Raw genomic sequence first — 17,284 nt, forward strand, 5'->3', positions numbered from 1 at the left:
AGCCGCCATCCGGCACTTCACTACGCGCACAGATTGGTATATAGCCGTAGGTCGGATAAGGCGTAAGCCGCCATCCGGCACTTCGTCTCCAGGTTGCGAAGCGCCTTCCAGAAGCGGCAAAAAAGATACGTTCCAGGCCTGAAATGTGCCACAATAGTGGCTGTTTATACAGTGTTTCAGGTTTTCTCATGGCATTAACCGCTGCGCTTAAAGCGCAAATCGCCGCCTGGTATAAGGCGCTTCAGGAACAGATCCCCGACTTTATCCCCCGTGCGCCGCAGCGGCAGATGATTGCCGATGTCGCAAAAACGCTGACCGGAGAAGAAGGGCGTCATCTGGCGATTGAAGCTCCTACCGGAGTGGGGAAAACCCTGTCCTATCTCATTCCCGGCATTGCCATTGCGCGGGAAGAGCAAAAAACGCTGGTGGTCAGTACCGCCAACGTGGCGTTGCAGGATCAGATCTACAGTAAAGATCTGCCGCTACTGCGCAAAATCATTCCCGATCTTCGCTTTACCGCCGCATTTGGTCGCGGGCGCTATGTGTGTCCGCGAAATCTGACGGCGCTGGCCAGTACCGAACCGACGCAGCAGGATCTGCTCGCCTTTCTTGACGATGAACTCACGCCGAACAATCAGGAAGAGCAGAAGCGCTGCGCAAAGCTGAAAGGCGACCTCGACAGCTACAAGTGGGACGGCCTGCGCGATCATACGGATATTGCCATTGACGACGATCTCTGGCGACGACTGAGTACCGATAAAGCCAGTTGCCTTAACCGCAACTGCCACTACTACCGCGAGTGCCCGTTTTTTGTGGCCCGTCGCGAGATTCAGGAAGCGGAAGTGGTGGTGGCAAACCATGCGCTGGTGATGGCGGCGATGGAAAGCGAAGCGGTGTTACCGGACCCGAAAAATCTGCTGCTGGTGCTCGATGAAGGCCATCACCTGCCGGATGTCGCCCGCGATGCGCTGGAAATGAGTGCGGAAATTACCGCCCCCTGGTATCGTCTGCAACTGGATCTGTTTTGCAAACTGGTGGCGACCTGCATGGAGCAGTTTCGCCCCAAAACCACGCCGCCGCTGGCGAATCCGGAGCGTCTGAACGCCCATTGCGAAGAGCTGTATGAACTTATCGCGTCACTTAATAACATTCTCAGTCTGTACATGCCAGTCGGGCAGGAAGCGGAACATCGTTTTGCGATGGGGGAACTGCCGGATGAAGTGATGGAGATTTGCCAGCGTCTGGCGAAGCTCACCGAAACGCTGCGTGGTCTGGCGGAGCTGTTTTTGAACGATCTTAGCGAGAAAACCGGCAGCCATGATGTTGTGCGTTTGCACCGGGCTATTTTGCAGATGAACCGTGCGCTGGGGATGTTTGAAGCGCAGAGCAAACTGTGGCGGCTGGCCTCGCTGGCCCAGTCATCCGGCGCACCGGTGTCGAAATGGACGACACGCGAGGTGCGTGACGGACAACCCCACGTCTGGTTTCACTGCGTAGGGATCCGCGTGAGCGATCAACTGGAGCGGTTACTCTGGCGCAGTGTGCCGCATATTATCGTCACCTCCGCCACGCTGCGTTCACTTAACAGCTTTTCGCGTCTGCAGGAGATGAGCGGCCTGAAGGAAAAAGCCGGAGACCGCTTCGTCGCGCTCGATTCGCCGTTTAACCATGTCGAGCAGGGCAAAATTATTATTCCGCAGATGCGCTATGAGCCGCTGATAGACAACGAAGAGCAGCATATTGCGGAGATGGCTGCCTATTTCCGCGAACAGCTGGAAAGTAAAAAGCATTCCGGCATGCTGGTGCTGTTTGCCAGTGGGCGAGCGATGCAGCGCTTTCTGGAATACGTCACCGATCTGCGCCTGTTGCTGTTGGTCCAGGGTGATCAGCCGCGCTACCGGCTGGTGGAACTGCACCGTAAGCGGGTAGAAAACGGCGAGCGCAGCGTACTGGTTGGGCTGCAATCTTTCGCCGAAGGTCTGGATCTGAAAGGCGATTTACTCAGTCAGGTGCATATCCACAAAATTGCTTTTCCCCCCATCGACAGCCCGGTGGTGATCACCGAAGGCGAGTGGCTTAAAAGTCTCAATCGCTATCCGTTCGAAGTGCAGAGTTTACCCGCCGCCTCGTTTAATCTTATCCAGCAGGTGGGGCGCTTGATCCGTAGCCACGGGTGCTGGGGAGAAGTGGTGATTTATGATAAGCGTCTGTTGACCAAAAATTATGGCAAGCGTTTACTGGAGGCATTACCTGTTTTTCCCATAGAGCGACCCGCTGTGCCAGACGTTATCGTTAAGGCAAAAGAAAAAGCGAAACCCACGCGCCGTCGGCGTAAATAACGTGAGTGTGAGGCAAGGAGTTTTCGATGGATTACCGCAAAATAATTAAAGAGATCGGCCGGGGGAAAAACCACGCCCGCGATCTGGACCAGGATACCGCGCGAGGGCTTTATACCCACATGCTCAACGGCGACGTGCCGGAACTGGAAATGGGCGGCGTACTGATTGCGTTGCGCATCAAAGGGGAAGGGGAAGCCGAAATGCTGGGCTTTTATGAGGCGATGCAAAACCATTCCATTAAGCTTACCCCGCCGGTTGCGAAGCCGATGCCGATTGTTATCCCCAGCTATAACGGCGCGCGCAAACAGGCGAACCTGACGCCGCTGCTGGCGATTTTATTGCATAAACTGGGTTTTCCAGTGGTCGTACATGGGGTGAGCGAAGATCCGACCCGCGTGCTGACGGAGACCATTTTCGAGCTGATGGGGATTGCCCCGACGCGTCATGCCGGGCAGGCACAGGCGAAACTGGATGGACATCAGCCGGTCTTTATTCCGGTGAGCACGCTCTGCCCACCGCTGGAAAAACAGCTGGCAATGCGCTGGCGACTGGGCGTGCGCAACAGCGCGCATACGCTGGCGAAGCTGGCGACGCCGTTTGCTGAAGACGCCGCACTGCGTCTTGCCAGCGTGTCGCATCCGGAATATGTGCCGCGCGTAGCGAAATTCTTCAGTGATATTGGTGGCCGTGGGCTGTTGATGCACGGAACCGAAGGTGAGGTGTACGCCAATCCGCAACGCTGCCCGCAGATTAGCCTGATTGATAGCACCGGCACCCGGGTGTTACAGAGCCGACAAAGTGAAATGCCCGACGAACCTGTACCGCTGCCTGCGGCAAAGGATCCTGAGACGACCGCGCGCTGGATTGAACGCTGCCTGGCGGGAAGCGAGCCGGTACCGGCATCGTTGAAAATCCAGATAGCCTGTTGTCTGGTGGCAACGGGTGAGGTGGCGACACTCGAGGAAGGACTGGCGCGAGTAAACGACAGTTTTTAGCGCCACAGATAAAAAAAAAGCCCGTCCAGTGGCGGACGGGCAAACAAGGGTAATTCAGGTTCAATGAGGGTTGGAGCAGGGTGTCTGTTGGCAGCAGACGGGGTAAACCTTATTTGTAGATAACAGCAGTACCGCTCATTTTGTTGTTGTTGTTGGCAGAGGTGATGCTGTAACCACTTGCGCCGGCAGCAGCGGCTTTCTCAGCCAGTTTTGCTTCCAGGCCGTCCAGCGTGGTTGCGCCTTCTGCAGAAACCACACCGATTTTATTCATGCTTTGCGCCTGAGCAGCCGTAACAGGTTCGGCAGCGAAAACGCCAAAAGACAGAGTAGACAGGGCAACAGCGGCAACAGCATATTTGATAGTTTTCATTGTTAATCTCTCGCAGGTTATTTATTAAGGAAGACGATGTTCCGTCGATGTGATGAGTATCACGCTTTTTTTCGAGAGATAAAATCGAAGAGAATTGACAACATTCATCAAAAAAATTGAATGACAAATAACTTATTGATTATTAATTAATTCACGAGATGAATTTACGGTTCTTCGCAGTTCACTTTACAGTTGAGAGGAGAACGGCACATTTTGCTACGCAGAGAGCAATTTAACGTGAGCGTAAGCGAAACGGCATGTTCTTTATATCTGTGTAAGGATAGGTCAACGTAGCTGGCTGTCTTTTGATCCTCTGCGATTATATCCCGTATAGGAGGAGTTCTGCGAATCTTTCTCCTGTTGGCAGTTAAGGCACAATCTTACACCCGGCACTGCCTGTCGGCGGGCTTCCGGGATCGGATCGCCACATTCTTCGCATTCATACAGGCTATCACCGCGCGGAATTTCACCTCTTGCACGCGCGACAGCATCTTCAATTGTACTGTTGATCTGTTCGTTCACAGCGTCATCATTTGCCCAACCAGAGGCCATAGCACGGTTCTCCTCACGCTTTATAACGAGGTTATTATAGTCAAGATGGAGTCAAAAATTGCTCAGTCAAGGGGCAATGCCCGATAAGCGGCGTCGCTATCGGGCAGGTGGTAGGGAAGGTTACTTGTAAATGGTGGCTGTACCATACATCTGGTTCTTACCGCCTGCGGAATTAACCACAAAGCCTTTCGCGCCTTGCTCTTGCGCTTTTTCCGCCAGTTTATCCTCCAGGTCACTCAGGTTGGTGGCGCCAGTGGCAGAGACGGTACCTGACGCACGTAGCTGGCCGGTATCGGGACTGCTGAGAGGTTGTGCTGCAGACGCCGCGAATGCCACACCTGCAAGCGTGGTAGCGACGAGTAATGCGAGGCATTTTTTCATGATGCTCTCCTCAGTGAAACAACGTGTAGTGCCAGATAAGTTTAGGTCGTCAGTGCGGCAGGAATGGCGTAAAAAATTGATGATGATCTGCTTAAAATTTGAACGAAAAATATTGACGTATGTTGACAAATCAATGACATACATATCATTGATATTTGGGCGATTTGCGCCGCTTCGTCCCGTTTCGCGCGCAGATACGCTGCAGTGAAGCGGCTGTTTCTCATCAACCCGGTTTACCGCGTTGCGTTATGCGGGTATCTTACGCCGCTGTTAAAAGGAGAATGCTATGTCCCCCCAGAAACCAGGCTTACACCCGCGCAACCGTCATCACAGTCGCTACGATCTTGCCACGCTCTGCAAAGGCACGCCTGAGCTGGCGCAGTATCTCGTCCTGACCCCCGCGGGCGAGCAAAGCGTTGATTTTGCCAATCCGCTGGCGGTAAAGGCGTTGAATAAGGCGCTGCTGGCGCACTTCTATGGGGTGGCAAACTGGGATATTCCAGAAGGATTCCTGTGTCCGCCGGTGCCAGGGCGTGCAGATTACCTCCACCATCTGGCCGATCTGCTTGCCGAGACAACGGGAAGTGTGCCGACTCAGGCCACAATCCTTGATGTTGGCGTGGGCGCGAACTGTATTTATCCGCTGATCGGCGTGCATGAGTATGGCTGGCGTTTCACGGGCAGTGAGACGCATGAGCAGGCGTTAGCCAGCGCGCAGGCCATTATCAGCGCCAATCCAGGGCTGACGCGCGCCATTCGCCTGCGTCGACAGAAAACTCCAGCGGCTATCTTTAACGGTATTATTCATAAAAATGAGCAATATGACGCGACGCTGTGCAATCCGCCGTTCCACGAGTCCGCCGCCTCTGCTCGTGCTGGAAGCGAGCGCAAACGCCGCAACCTCGGACAGAGCAAAGATGATGCGCTGAACTTCGGCGGTCAGCAGCAGGAGCTGTGGTGTGAAGGGGGGGAAGTCGCGTTCATCAAAACGATGATTGCCGAAAGCCAGACCTTTGGCCGTCAGGTCATGTGGTTTACCACGCTGGTGTCACGCGGCGAAAACCTGCCGCCGCTCTATCGCGCGCTGACTGACGTGGGGGCGGTCAAGGTGGTGAAAAAAGAGATGGCCCAGGGGCAAAAGCAGAGCCGCTTTATCGCCTGGACCTTTATGGACGACGACCAGCGCCGCCGTTTTAGTACGCGTAAACGCTAGAGCGTCGGCTCGCCGGGTGGCAGCGACGCCGGTGCGGTTGGCGCTGTCGGTGTCGTTGGCGCGGCGGGCAGAATCTGCCAGGTCTGCACCGGTGGACGAACGCCCGCCAGGTCGAAATGTTTTTTCACCTGGCTGTCCAGCGCGAAGCGAACCGTCCACTGCTTCAGCGGCAGCGTGGTAAACGATACCCGCAGCGTAAATGCCGTGTTGGACAATCCGACAATCCCGGCAAACGACGGCTCACCAATTATCAGCCCACGAACGTCCTCGCTTTCCATTACCGCCGCGACCGCCTCTTTCAGCGCCTGATTGGCCTTATCGGCATCTTCATGACGATCCACATCGTAATTGGCGACCACCGAGCCAATGCCGCGGACAAAGTTGGCGAAGGTGGTGATCGATGACCACGGAATAATATGGTACGCCCCGGTGTCCTGACGTACGCCAACAGAGCGAATCGACATGCGTTCTACTGTACCGGTTAACGGCCCGATGGTAACCAGATCGCCTGTATTCATACCATTTTCAAACTGAATAAAGACCCCGGTAATAATATCTTTCACCAGCGTTTGCGCACCAAAGGAAATTGCCAGCCCCAGCGCCCCGGCACCGGCCAGCAGTGGGGCGATGTTAACGCCAATTTCCGAAAGTACGATCATGATGGTGATCGTGCTGATGATCACCGCCAGTGCGTTACGAAACAGGGTTAACAGCGTGCGGGTACGCGCACTGGGGAGAGGGCGGCCATGAATATCGGACGCCAGCCGGTTTTCGATCAGGCTGGCAAGCAGCGTCCAGCCTACTGCGGAGAAGAACAAAATCAGCACGATGCGGATCAGAATATCGACCGTCTTCTCACCGGCGCCGTTGTGCAGCCAGTTCCAGAAATCAAACAGTCCCCATGCGTTCAGCAACAGCATGATGGCGACACACACCGTCAGGATCCGCGCCACGTTCAACGCGGTAGAGAGCCAGCCGTTGAGCCGCTTTTGCAGTTCGGGATAATTGCGCTGCGTATGCGGGGAGAGGGTGATGGTTTTGGCGATCCAGCGGGTAAACATCCCGGAAACGAAAGCCGCAATACCGATGATCGCCAGGCTGCGCACCGTCGCCCCCATCATAAACTTCAGGCTGTTGCCTGGGTCAAACAGGGAGAAGAAAAACAGGACGATAAAATAGGCGCTTGCCAGCCAGTGCCAGACCAGCGCAAAGGCGCGGATAAACAGACTGAAGAAGGCCAGCGAGCGTTCCGCCAGATTCAGCAGATGTTGGGTAATTTCTTTCTTGTTACGGAAGATCAGATACAGCGCCCACAGCGTGATACACAGCATGATGACCACGTTGGCCATCGCGCCGACCTGTACGTTCACCTGATTGGAAATAATCGGAACCGCGACGATCAAACCATAACCAATCAGACTGCTCAGCGAACTCAGTCGCCGGTTCCAGTAACGGGCGCTGGTATCCTGAATGGTAAAGGGCCGCAGTTCCGCCACGTTTGGACAAAAGATCAGCCGCAGAATGGCTTTGAAAAATTCGATCAGTGCAAAAGCGTTCAGAAACAGCCCTTGCTGAAAGGCGATGGTGCGGCTGCCTGCGTTCAGTCTGTCACTTAACAACTGACCGACAAACAGGGTCAGCGCCAGCAAAAGCAGGTCGATAATCAATGCGCCAACGATCATTGCGGGTAGCTGAAGCCAGTTGCTACGCTCGCGGTTCTTTTTCCGCGCCCAGTTACCCATTTTACGATACAACGGCAACATACACAGACGAATCAACCAGTAGAAGCCGAATACCGCAGCGGCCAGCATCAGGAAGTGGCTGAGGGCATTTTTGAAGGTCTGGCTGTTAAAGGGTTTGTGCGGCGCATCAGTGATGTTGCGGTAGAGCTGGGCAAAGCGACCAGACAGCGCTTCGCCGTAATGGCGGCTGAGATCGGTGACGTTTTCCAGCACCGTTTTTTCTTCAACGACCACCGGCGGGGTGATTTTCGGTACCGGATCCGGCGGCGGCGTGGCGGCGACGGTTCGCAACTGGTCAATCAACTCTTTGCGCGAGGTATCATTTTCCAGTACGTCGGCCAGCGCCCCGTAGGCCGCTTTCTTCTGCTCAATATCAGGCTCGGGCGCAGGTGTTGTTTGTGCGTTAGCATCAGCGCCGGTTGTGACGCCGGGAATGGTCACCGCCTGGGCTGGTGCGCCCAGCAGGCAAAAGAGGATGAACAGGATCCACCGCATGACTCCTCCAGTGAGAAAACAGAACAAAGAGATAAGTATAGTGGCTGGAGGCGCGGCGATTCGAAATGGGAAGAGTCGTAGAGAAACCTCCCCTCCTGGCGGAAGGGAGGCTGGCCGTCAGGAAACGTGCTGCAAGAACTCCTGCAGACGCTGACTTGGCGGGTTTTCAATCAGGGTTTGCGGATTACCGTCCTCGGCAATACGACCCTTGTCGATGAAGATCAGGCGTGAGGCGACTTTCTCAGCAAAGCCGATTTCGTGCGTGACGATGACCATTGTCATCCCTTCTTCCGCCAGATCCTGCATCACTTTCAGTACTTCGTGGCGCAGTTCCGGATCGAGCGCAGAGGTCGGTTCATCAAACAGCATCATCTTCGGCTTCACCGCCAGGGCGCGAGCAATCGCCACACGCTGCTGCTGACCGCCGGAAAGCTCAGACGGGTAGTGGTGAGCGCGCTCGGCCAGACCCACTTTCGCCAACAGTTCTTTTGCCTGCTTTTCGGCAGCGTCTTTCTTCGTCCCACGAACGCGCAACGGGCCAAACATGACGTTTTCCAGCGCGGTCAGGTGAGGGAAAAGATAGAACTGCTGGAACACCATCCCCGCTTCCTGGCGGATCAGACGCTCGTCAACCTTCGGGTCATTGACCTTCAGCCCATCGACGATCAAATCACCGGAGGTAATCTCTTCGAGTTTATTAATGCAGCGCAACAGCGTGGATTTACCGGAACCGGATGGTCCGATAATCACCACCACTTCGCCCTGCTTAATGTTCAGATCAATGTTATGCAGCACCTGGGTCGGGCCAAAATGCTTTGAGACGTTTTTAAATTCAATCACAGGATTTTCATCCTTCTTTCCAGACTACGAAGCACGATGTTCAGGACTTGCGTAATGATGAGGTAGATAACCCCCACCGCGGTCCAGATTTCCAGGGCGCGGAAGTTGCCGGCAATAATCTCCTGACCGCTGCGGGTCAGTTCCGCTGCGCCGATGACGATAAACAGCGACGTATCTTTGATACTGATGATTAACTGGTTACCGAGCGAAGGCAGCATACGGCGCAGCGCGAGCGGCATGATCACATGACGGATGGTTTCGCGACGGGATAGACCCAGCGCCAGACCGGCTTCGCTAAATCCTTTGTGGATCGACAGAACCGAACCACGAGTGATTTCCGCGATATAGGCGCCGGAGTTAATCATGATCGTGATAACGGCGGCGCTAAACGTATCGATGCGCAAGTCCGGGAAGGCCATCGGCAGGGCAAAATAGATGTACATCACCTGGACAACGATCGGCGTGCCACGGATGACTTCGATAAAGACGAGAGAGACGTGATTGGCGATCCAGCCGCCATAGGTACGGGCTAAACCCGCCAGCAAGCCAATGATGATCCCGCCAGCCAGACCGAGGATGGAGATCCACAGGGTCATTTTGGCACCCTGAAGCAGGATCGGAATGGCGGGCCAGATGGCACTCCAGTCAAACTGCATATGTAGTTCCTGTTACCGTGGTGAAAAAAATCAAATGCCCGGTACGCTTAGCGCCCCCGGGCAACATCTGAAGGCAAAACGTCTTATTATTTAGGTTCTGAGCCGAACCATTTTTTGTAGATTTCGTTATAGGTACCGTTGTCACGCAGCGTTTTCAGCGCGCCGTTCACTTTCTCGCGCAGTTCGTCGCTGCCTTTCGGGAATGCGATACCGTACTGCTGTGCTTCCAGTGATTCACCCACCGCTTTGAACTGGCCGTTACCTGCGGTTTTGATGAAGTACAGGATGTTCGGCGTATCGTGCAGAACCGCATCTGCGCGGTTGGTACCCAGTTCCATGTAGGCGTTATCGATGTTCGGGAACTGGCGCAGATCTTTCGTTTTAATGTTGGCTTTGGCGTAATCAACGGAGCCAGTACCGCTCTTCACCGCAACCACTTTACCGTCCAGATCTTTTACGCTTTTTACGTCGTTGTTGTTGGTTTTCACCATCACTAACAGGCCGCTTTTGTAGTAACCGTCAGAGAAATCGATCGCTTTTTTGCGCTCGTCAGTAATAGTGATGCCCGCCAGCGCCAGGTCAACGTTTTTGGTTTGCAGTGCCGGGATGATGCCGCTGAAATCCATTGGTTTCAGTTCATAATCCAGCTTCAGTTCTTTTGCTACGGCGGCCCACAGGTCCACATCAAAGCCAACGTATTTGTCGCCCTGTTTGAATTCAAACGGGACGAACGCGGTGTCAGTTGCGACAACCAGTTTCTTATCCGCGGCATGAGAGGACACCGCAAAAGCCAGGGCAAGTGCTGCCAGTGAAACTTTTAATACAGACTTCATAGCATTTCCTTTTTTATCCACGGGGCGATCCCCTGCGAGAACGATAAGTGTAATGAAAGAATCGTGCCAGTTTTGCAACCCATTGTTTTAACAAGAGGAGACTGCGCGCTTTTGCACAGGTAGTGGAGCAAAACTCGCTTTTTGCACCATGTTGGGGCACTGATTTAGTGCAATCCGAAGGATGCGCGAACGGTCTGCCTATTTAGCGCAAAGATCGTTGATAAAACAATCTTTCGTTAACGATTGTGTGAGGTGATTATTACAAATATTTTACTTTACAGCGGGGAGGTGGCGATGTGGTGCACCATAAAAGTGCAAAACCCCCGCCGTGGCGAGGGTATTAGAGGGAATGCTTATGATGTGATTATTCGATGTTGGATTCGATGAACCACAGGAATTTGTCGAGATCGCGGGAAGCGGCGGTAAAGATATCGGCGGTATCTTCGTCTTTCGCTTCGCTGATGGCTTTACGCACATCGTTGGCGACGACAGCATAACGGTCTGCCAGTTCTTTCAGGTGATCCTGAACGGTATGGATGTCCAGCGGATAGCTTTTCAACGGCGTTTTGCTATTAATGACCTGCGTGGTCCCCAGCGCCACACCGCCCAACTGTACGGCACGCTCTGCCATCGTGTCGAGATGGTCGGTCAATGCTGTACGGAAGCCATCCAGCATCTCATGGACAGCAATAAAGTTAGCGCCGCGCATGTTCCAGTGGGCCTGCTTCGTGATCAGTGACAGGTCGATAAACTGGATCACCTGACGATTCAGCAACTCAACCGTTGCTTTCTTATCGCTGTCGGAGACATCGTTGCGGGTATAAAGCAGATTGGACGCTTTTGTTTTTACCAATTTAGCGGTACTCATAATTTCATATCCTCTTGATGTTATGTCCCAGTAATTTACGAGATTCAGTATAGCACCGGTTATCGTTCCTGCTTTTCTGGCTCTGCCTATCGCTTTAATAGCATTTAACAACATCGGTATTTAATTGCATTATTATTCATGTAGTTGCGCAGGGGTAAGAACGACGATGACAATATTCTGATGCCGATATGAGAAGGCGAATAAATAGTCGGTGCGGGGCAGGTGGACGGTGGGAAAATATCAGGAAAATACAGGGAAAACAGCGGGAAGATATTCTGCATGGTTATGCAACCATGCAGAAATGTAAAATTAATTTACATCAACCTCTTTTATTTTGCTCTCCCGTCGAATGGTCAGCGTCGAGCCCATCGAGGCGGCAATGATCGCGCCAAGCGCCAGCAACTGGACAGGCGTGAGCGTTTCGCCGAGAAACAGGATACCCGCCACGGCGGCCAGTGCGGGTTCCATACTCATCAGCGTACCAAAGGTGCGTGTAGGCAGGCGGGTTAAGGCAATCATCTCCAGCGAGTAGGGGAGCGCTGTCGACAACACCGCAACCGCCAGACCCAGCGGAATCACCGACCAGTGCCAGAGCGCTTCCCCGGCCTGCGCTACTCCAAGCGGGACGAAAACCAGAGCGGCAATCAGCGAGCCTACTGCGACGGTGGCCGGGCCGTGCTCAGCACCGGCGCGTTGTCCGCTGAGAATATAGATAGCCCAGCAGGCACCTGCGCCCAGCGCCATGGTGGCACCGAACAGGTCGACATGCGAAACGTCCTGACCCAGCGGCAGCAGGAACCAGAGCCCCAGAACCGCCAGCACCACCCAGATGAAATCAACGGGGCGTCGCGAAGAGAACAGGGCGACCGCCAGCGGCCCGGTAAACTCCAGCGCGACTGCAATCCCCAACGGGACCGTCTGAATCGACAGATAGAAGAGGTAGTTCATTCCCCCCAGCGACAGGCCGTAAAAAAGCAGCGGCAGACGCTGCTCTTTGGCAAACCGCAGACGCCATGGCTTGAAGAAGACAATAAGAATCAGCGTGCCTAATGCCAGACGGAGGGCGGTCACGCCGGGCGCGCCAACCAGCGGAAACAATGATTTTGCCAGCGATGCGCCGCTCTGGATCGAGGCCATGGCGATAAGCAGTACTAAAATAGGCAACCAAACTGGCGTTTTACGTGACGACCCTGGCATCCGTTCTCCCGACATAACTGTAGATACACGCCATCCAGCAACTTGCCTGATTTGTGTATAGAAAAGTAAAAGAGGCAGTGTAATGGAAATAACCTTCTGCGGTTGAGTCTTCGTTGAAAAAAAATTCCTGGAAAGCCGTAAAATGGCGGCAAGTTGATGGATTAATGCGCTGGCAGATTAGGAATAATCTGGATGAATGTCCTTTATTATGCGCGTAATAATGGGGCGAATATCTGGAAAAGTGATGTTAATTGAAAGAGATAGCGGCTCATAGAAATGTTCTGTTACATGAAATGGCCCGTTAGACATCACTAATCGCAAAGAGTTTCTCATCAATTTTTGATATATTTAACACTTAGGATTTATTTGAAGCACATTTGAGGTGGTTATGAAAAAAATTGCATGTCTTTCAGCACTGGCCGCTGTTCTGGCTATCTCCGCAGGTTCCGCCGTCGCTGCAACGTCTACCGTTACCGGTGGTTATGCTCAGAGCGATGCTCAGGGCGCGGCGAACAAAATGAACGGTTTCAACCTGAAGTATCGCTATGAGCAGGACAACAACCCGCTGGGCGTAATCGGTTCCTTCACTTACACCGAAAAAGATCGTACTAACGGTGCAGGCGATTACAACAAAACTCAGTACTACGGCATCACTGCTGGTCCGGCTTACCGTCTGAACGACTGGGCAAGCATCTACGGTGTTGTGGGTGTAGGCTACGGTAAATTCCAGGACACCAACTACCCGACGCATAAAGATGATACCAGCGATTATGGTTTCTCTTATGGCGCAGGTGTGCAGTTCAACCCGATCGAAAACGTTGCGCTGGACTTCTCTTACGAGCAGAGCCGTATTCGTAGCGTTGACGTTGGCACCTGGATCGCAGGCGTCGGTTACCGCTTCTAATCACGTCGGTGATATAAAAAATCCGCCTCAAGGGGCGGATTTTTTTTGGCTGTGTCTCGCGACGTTAGCGCGATTTGGTGCTAAAAACGTCGGTTCCCAGGTGGTTGTAATCCACCTTCTGCAATTTGAAGTTGGTGATATACACCGGCCCGGCCTTCTGTTCAGAGATAAACCGGTACTTCATCTTAATCTCTTTCGCGCTGATCCCTGTCCACTGTGAGAAAAAGCCAAGGAAGTCGTTGGCGGAACGCCGCGCTTTGATGACTTTATGCGCTTTGTCATCGCTGGAGAGCACCATAAACGGGACCTGGAAGTTTTGCTGGAACTGGTCGTCATGCGCCAGATACTGCACTTCCTTCCCGCGTTCTTTAAAGGCGAGGCCATGATCGGAGAAATACGCCAGCGAGAAACTGCCGCCGCTGTTGCGGAGCTGGTCGTACAGTTTTCGCAGCAGGTCGTCGGTCTGGGTCATGGTATAGAGATAGCAAGAGGTCTCTTTCGACTGGACGAACGTGTCGTACTTGCCTTTTGTCCGATCGCAGGCCTGGGGATGAGAACCCATCAGATGCAGGACAATCAGCTGCGGCTGGGTGCGTTCCGTTTCCAGCACCTGCGCGGTCATTTTTAACAACGCCTCGTCCTGGGTGTTTTTGTCCGCTTCGAAGTCACCGCTCTTCAGAAAATGCACTTCATCAGCCCGCTTTGCGATACTGGCGATGGCGGTATCGTATTCGCCGATTTGTCCCTGATTAGAGAACCACCAGGTCTGGAAACCGGCGCGGTTTGCCAGTGTGACAAAGTTATCCTGATACTGCGGCTTATCATCAACGACCCGGTTGAGGGTTAACCCGAGCGATTTTTGCGTTGACCCGCTGGCCGCGACGTAATCGGCAAACAGGTAGCCGTTAACGCTGCTGGCAAACGGGGTGTTATCCCAGTGGCCACCAAATGCCCCCAGCGCATCACGGCGAGCGCTTTCACCGATCACCACCACGTAGGTGTGATATTTCGGCTTCACGGCGGTGACGGTCCAGGTGTCTTTCATGCTGGCGAATTTCGCCATGCGCTCCTGCTCGTCAATGACTTCATTGTTATTGACGATGACGTCTTTGGCGAAACGGAATACCGGATAGCCGGTATCCTTTAATTTAAACACGCCGCCCCAGGCCAGGTTCTGTACGGGAGTGACAAAAAAAGCGACGACGCTGAACAGCAGGCACAGGCTGTCATATTTATTCCAGCGTTTCTTCTCTTCGTCAGGTTTGCGACGCACGGCGATCACGCCAAGGGCAAAGATAAACACCCCCATCAGGTAGTTGTACCAGGGGAAAATCGTCAGGATCTCCGTGGACTCTTCCATGTTGGTCGAGTGCAGGGCCAGCAGCGTATTGAAGTTTGGCGATCCGTAAGCCTGGCCGAAAGGAAAGTAACAGGCGGCGACAAGCGAACACACGCCGATCAGCACCTTCTGCGCTCTCGGCGCACTCCGCCAGAGCAACTGCAATATGCAGGTAAAGGCAAGGGTATACAGCAGACTAAACGGATAGCCCAGCGCCAGGTTGATCAGCAGGGACTGCAAAACATAAAAGCCAGCCCACGGGCTAAGGGCCCGGCTGCGAGCAAGAAGCGAGTCTTTGACGGTTAAATTCATATGCCACTATCGTAATAACGCCATGTGCTTACCCTGGCGCCAAGGGTCATTACCTGCTGAGAGTGCGTGAAGAGGGGAAGAGGTCCGCATCTGCGAGCCGCAAGTTAGGCAGGGCTGCAAGAAGATAGAGCGTGTGAATGTGAAGGTCAACGGGCTGACAGAAATTGTTTTGCGAAGAGGTTAGCAAATCCGACAAAAAGAAGGGCTATTTTGACATAAACAGGAGTGTAGCGGCCATATATGACAGCCAGATGAAGCGGCGTACCGCGACGCCGCGTTATTTTTCTGAAGGTTTGTCCTGCTCAGGTTTGCTGTTGATCATATCGCACAGCATTGAGAGCAGCATTAACCGGACTTTAAAGGGAGAGTGACTAAACACGCGCATACACCTCTTGAACTCGTTCATATTGACCTCCTGACTTTCTGGTCCCTCGATCCGTGAGGGATGACTGCATTACATACAGATATAGCACAGGCTATATTATATAGCTATTGCTAAAACGTTAATTTTTTGTGCCCGGGCAACTCTGGTTTACAATGGACGCTCTCCAATTAGATGCTGTTAACGCGTCACAGGAATGAGGAAGCAGAATGAGTCGTCGCGCAGGTATGCCAACAACAAAAAAAGTGACGCAGTTAGTGAACGTTGAGGAACACGTTGAGGGGTTTCGTCAGGTGAGAGAGGCGCATCGCCGCGAACTGATCGACGACTACGTTGAGTTGATTTCAGACTTGATTATTGAAGTCGGGGAGGCGCGTCAGGTGGATATGGCGGCCCGGCTTGGGGTGTCTCAGCCGACGGTAGCCAAGATGCTCAAGCGTCTGGCGTCGGTGGGACTGATCGAAATGATCCCCTGGCGCGGCGTTTTCTTAACCCCGGAAGGGGAGAAGCTGGCGCAGGAAAGTCGCGAACGCCATCAGATCGTGGAGAACTTCCTGCTGGTGTTGGGCGTGAGTGCTGAGATAGCCCGTCGCGATGCTGAGGGGATGGAGCACCATGTTAGTCAGGAGACGCTGGACGCATTCCGGCTCTTTACCGAGCGACACGGAACTTCCGTTGAATGAACCTGCCTTTATTGCGGGCGTTGAAACGCGACCGTTTTTTTCAGCTATTGATTGTCGTTGGCGTGGGGTTGAGTCTGTGGGTGCCGTTCACGCCACGGACCTGGCCTGGTGCCATTGACTGGCACACCATTATCACCCTGAGCGGCCTGATGCTGCTGACTAAAGGCGTTGAACTTAGCGGCTATTTCGATGTGCTGGGACGTAAAATGACCCGCCGCTTTGCGACTGAACGCCGTCTGGCGATGTTCATGGTGCTGGCAGCAGCGCTGCTTTCCACTTTTCTGACCAACGACGTCGCGCTCTTTATCGTCGTGCCACTGACCATTACGCTGAAGAAGCTGTGTGCGATTCCGGTCAACCGGCTCATTATTTTTGAAGCGCTGGCGGTCAATGCCGGTTCATTGTTGACGCCGATCGGCAACCCACAAAACATTCTGCTGTGGGGGCGTTCTGGTCTCTCATTTTTCGCCTTTATCAGCCAGATGGCGCCGCTTGCCGCCGTGATGATGTTGACGCTGCTGGTCGTGTGCTGGTTCTGCTTCCCTAATAAGCCGCTGTCGTACCACACCGGCACACATGCGCCGCAATGGCAGCCGCGACTGGTATGGGGGTGTCTGGGGCTGTACATCGTCTTTCTGACGGCGCTGGAGTTCAAACAAGAGCTGGTAGGGCTGGCGATGGTGGCGCTGGGGTTTTTGCTACTGGCGCGGCGTGTGGTGTTGAGCGTTGACTGGACGCTGCTGCTGGTATTTATGGCGATGTTTATTGATGTCCATCTACTGACGCAGCTGCCGGCGTTGCAGGGGACGTTAAATCACGTCGACTCGCTGTCTGAACCCGGCCTGTGGCTGACGGCAATTGGCCTGTCGCAGTTTATCAGCAATGTCCCCAGCACCATCTTGCTGCTGAATTACGTGCCTCCGACCGTGCTGCTGGCATGGGCGGTTAACGTCGGTGGATTTGGTCTGTTGCCCGGATCGCTGGCGAATTTGATTGCGCTACGGATGGCAAACGACCGACGCATCTGGTGGCGTTTTCATCTCTATTCGCTGCCGATGTTGGTGTGGGCGGCCGTCGCAGGATTTGTTTTATTCAACATTCGCTGATCTTTCAACGTGCTGACAAAACCCTTTTCATCCTCCCGAAGAGGGTTTTTTGTTTGACCAGTTTATTTACTTTACAG

Annotated in this window: 18 protein-coding genes; 7 read left to right on the plus strand and 11 right to left on the minus strand. The window is 53.7% G+C overall.

All coding sequences use genetic code 11. From position 1 onward, the window contains the following. Window positions 1–188: 188 nt before the first annotated feature. On the plus strand, window positions 189–2,339 hold the full coding sequence (gene dinG, locus AL479_RS17195; protein WP_061076940.1) for an ATP-dependent DNA helicase DinG: 2,151 nt from the start codon (window positions 189–191) through the stop codon (window positions 2,337–2,339). Between the two features lie 26 nt (window positions 2,340–2,365). Continuing rightward, entirely contained in the window at window positions 2,366–3,334 is a 969-nt protein-coding gene (ybiB, locus tag AL479_RS17200; protein WP_061076941.1) for a DNA-binding protein YbiB, read from the plus strand. A 109-nt stretch (window positions 3,335–3,443) separates the two neighbouring features. Here the strand turns inward: ybiB and ybiJ are convergent, their stop codons facing one another. The 3 genes from ybiJ to mcbA form a co-directional block, all read right to left on the minus strand. Further along, complete coding sequence (gene ybiJ, locus AL479_RS17205) at window positions 3,444–3,704, minus strand: DUF1471 family protein YbiJ (RefSeq protein WP_043001280.1); 261 nt, start codon at window positions 3,702–3,704, stop codon at window positions 3,444–3,446. Window positions 3,705–3,989: 285 nt separating this feature from the next. Further along, window positions 3,990–4,256, minus strand: coding sequence for a DksA/TraR family C4-type zinc finger protein (locus AL479_RS17215; RefSeq protein WP_043001279.1), 267 nt, complete (start codon window positions 4,254–4,256; stop codon window positions 3,990–3,992). 120 nt (window positions 4,257–4,376) lie between these two features. Then, entirely contained in the window at window positions 4,377–4,637 is a 261-nt protein-coding gene (mcbA, locus tag AL479_RS17220; protein WP_061076942.1) for a DUF1471 family periplasmic protein McbA, read from the minus strand. A gap of 286 nt (window positions 4,638–4,923) precedes the next feature. On the opposite strand from mcbA, the gene rlmF reads away from it, so the two are divergent. Continuing rightward, window positions 4,924–5,850 carry a 23S rRNA (adenine(1618)-N(6))-methyltransferase RlmF gene (rlmF, locus tag AL479_RS17225; RefSeq protein WP_061076943.1) on the plus strand — a complete coding sequence of 309 codons (927 nt, stop codon included), beginning with the start codon at window positions 4,924–4,926 and terminating at the stop codon, window positions 5,848–5,850. Here rlmF and ybiO read toward each other — a convergent pair. From ybiO to rhtA, 6 genes are all read right to left on the minus strand, one after another. Further along, window positions 5,847–8,087 (minus strand): mechanosensitive channel protein, encoded by a 2,241-nt coding sequence (gene ybiO, locus AL479_RS17230; protein ID WP_061076944.1) that lies wholly within the window; start codon window positions 8,085–8,087, stop codon window positions 5,847–5,849. The two genes, rlmF and ybiO, sit on opposite strands and share 4 nt — an antisense overlap. A 117-nt stretch (window positions 8,088–8,204) precedes the next feature. Beyond that, entirely contained in the window at window positions 8,205–8,927 is a 723-nt protein-coding gene (gene glnQ, locus AL479_RS17235) for a glutamine ABC transporter ATP-binding protein GlnQ (protein WP_061076945.1), read from the minus strand. Continuing rightward, on the minus strand, window positions 8,924–9,583 hold the full coding sequence (gene glnP, locus AL479_RS17240; protein ID WP_043001274.1) for a glutamine ABC transporter permease GlnP: 660 nt from the start codon (window positions 9,581–9,583) through the stop codon (window positions 8,924–8,926). The genes glnQ and glnP overlap by 4 nt, the downstream gene beginning before the upstream one ends. Before the next feature lie 86 nt (window positions 9,584–9,669). Then, window positions 9,670–10,416 carry a glutamine ABC transporter substrate-binding protein GlnH gene (gene glnH / locus AL479_RS17245; RefSeq protein WP_046477724.1) on the minus strand — a complete coding sequence of 249 codons (747 nt, stop codon included), beginning with the start codon at window positions 10,414–10,416 and terminating at the stop codon, window positions 9,670–9,672. Window positions 10,417–10,780: 364 nt separating this feature from the next. Continuing rightward, complete coding sequence (gene dps, locus AL479_RS17250; protein WP_042320427.1) at window positions 10,781–11,284, minus strand: DNA starvation/stationary phase protection protein Dps; 504 nt, start codon at window positions 11,282–11,284, stop codon at window positions 10,781–10,783. Between the two features lie 309 nt (window positions 11,285–11,593). Then, entirely contained in the window at window positions 11,594–12,481 is an 888-nt protein-coding gene (gene rhtA, locus AL479_RS17255; protein ID WP_061076946.1) for a threonine/homoserine exporter RhtA, read from the minus strand. Between the two features lie 270 nt (window positions 12,482–12,751). Between rhtA and AL479_RS23870 the strand changes: the two genes are divergently transcribed. Both AL479_RS23870 and ompX read left to right on the plus strand, forming a co-directional pair. Continuing rightward, the gene (locus AL479_RS23870) at window positions 12,752–12,796 is read left to right on the plus strand and encodes a hypothetical protein (protein WP_146109692.1); all 45 of its coding nucleotides are present in this window, start codon (window positions 12,752–12,754) and stop codon (window positions 12,794–12,796) included. Between the two features lie 73 nt (window positions 12,797–12,869). After that, the gene (ompX, locus tag AL479_RS17265) at window positions 12,870–13,385 is read left to right on the plus strand and encodes an outer membrane protein OmpX (RefSeq protein WP_043001271.1); all 516 of its coding nucleotides are present in this window, start codon (window positions 12,870–12,872) and stop codon (window positions 13,383–13,385) included. 64 nt (window positions 13,386–13,449) lie between these two features. Here ompX and AL479_RS17270 read toward each other — a convergent pair whose 3' ends face one another. Then, window positions 13,450–15,036, minus strand: a complete 1,587-nt coding sequence (locus AL479_RS17270; protein ID WP_061076947.1) for a phosphoethanolamine transferase — start codon at window positions 15,034–15,036, stop codon at window positions 13,450–13,452. A gap of 277 nt (window positions 15,037–15,313) precedes the next feature. Next, window positions 15,314–15,442: a manganase accumulation protein MntS gene (gene mntS / locus AL479_RS17275; protein WP_061076948.1), complete on the minus strand. Its 129-nt coding sequence runs from the start codon at window positions 15,440–15,442 to the stop codon at window positions 15,314–15,316. A 185-nt stretch (window positions 15,443–15,627) separates the two neighbouring features. Between mntS and mntR the strand changes: the two genes are divergently transcribed. Together mntR and AL479_RS17285 are read left to right on the plus strand one after the other, a co-directional pair. Further along, window positions 15,628–16,101 carry a manganese-binding transcriptional regulator MntR gene (gene mntR, locus AL479_RS17280; protein ID WP_061076949.1) on the plus strand — a complete coding sequence of 158 codons (474 nt, stop codon included), beginning with the start codon at window positions 15,628–15,630 and terminating at the stop codon, window positions 16,099–16,101. Continuing rightward, window positions 16,098–17,207, plus strand: coding sequence for an anion transporter (locus AL479_RS17285; RefSeq protein ID WP_061076950.1), 1,110 nt, complete (start codon window positions 16,098–16,100; stop codon window positions 17,205–17,207). Before mntR ends, AL479_RS17285 begins: the two co-directional genes overlap by 4 nt. The last annotated feature ends 77 nt before the right edge of the window (window positions 17,208–17,284 follow it).

Source organism: Citrobacter amalonaticus, from assembly GCF_001559075.2.
GTDB classification, from domain to species: Bacteria; Pseudomonadota; Gammaproteobacteria; order Enterobacterales; family Enterobacteriaceae; genus Citrobacter_A; species Citrobacter_A amalonaticus_F.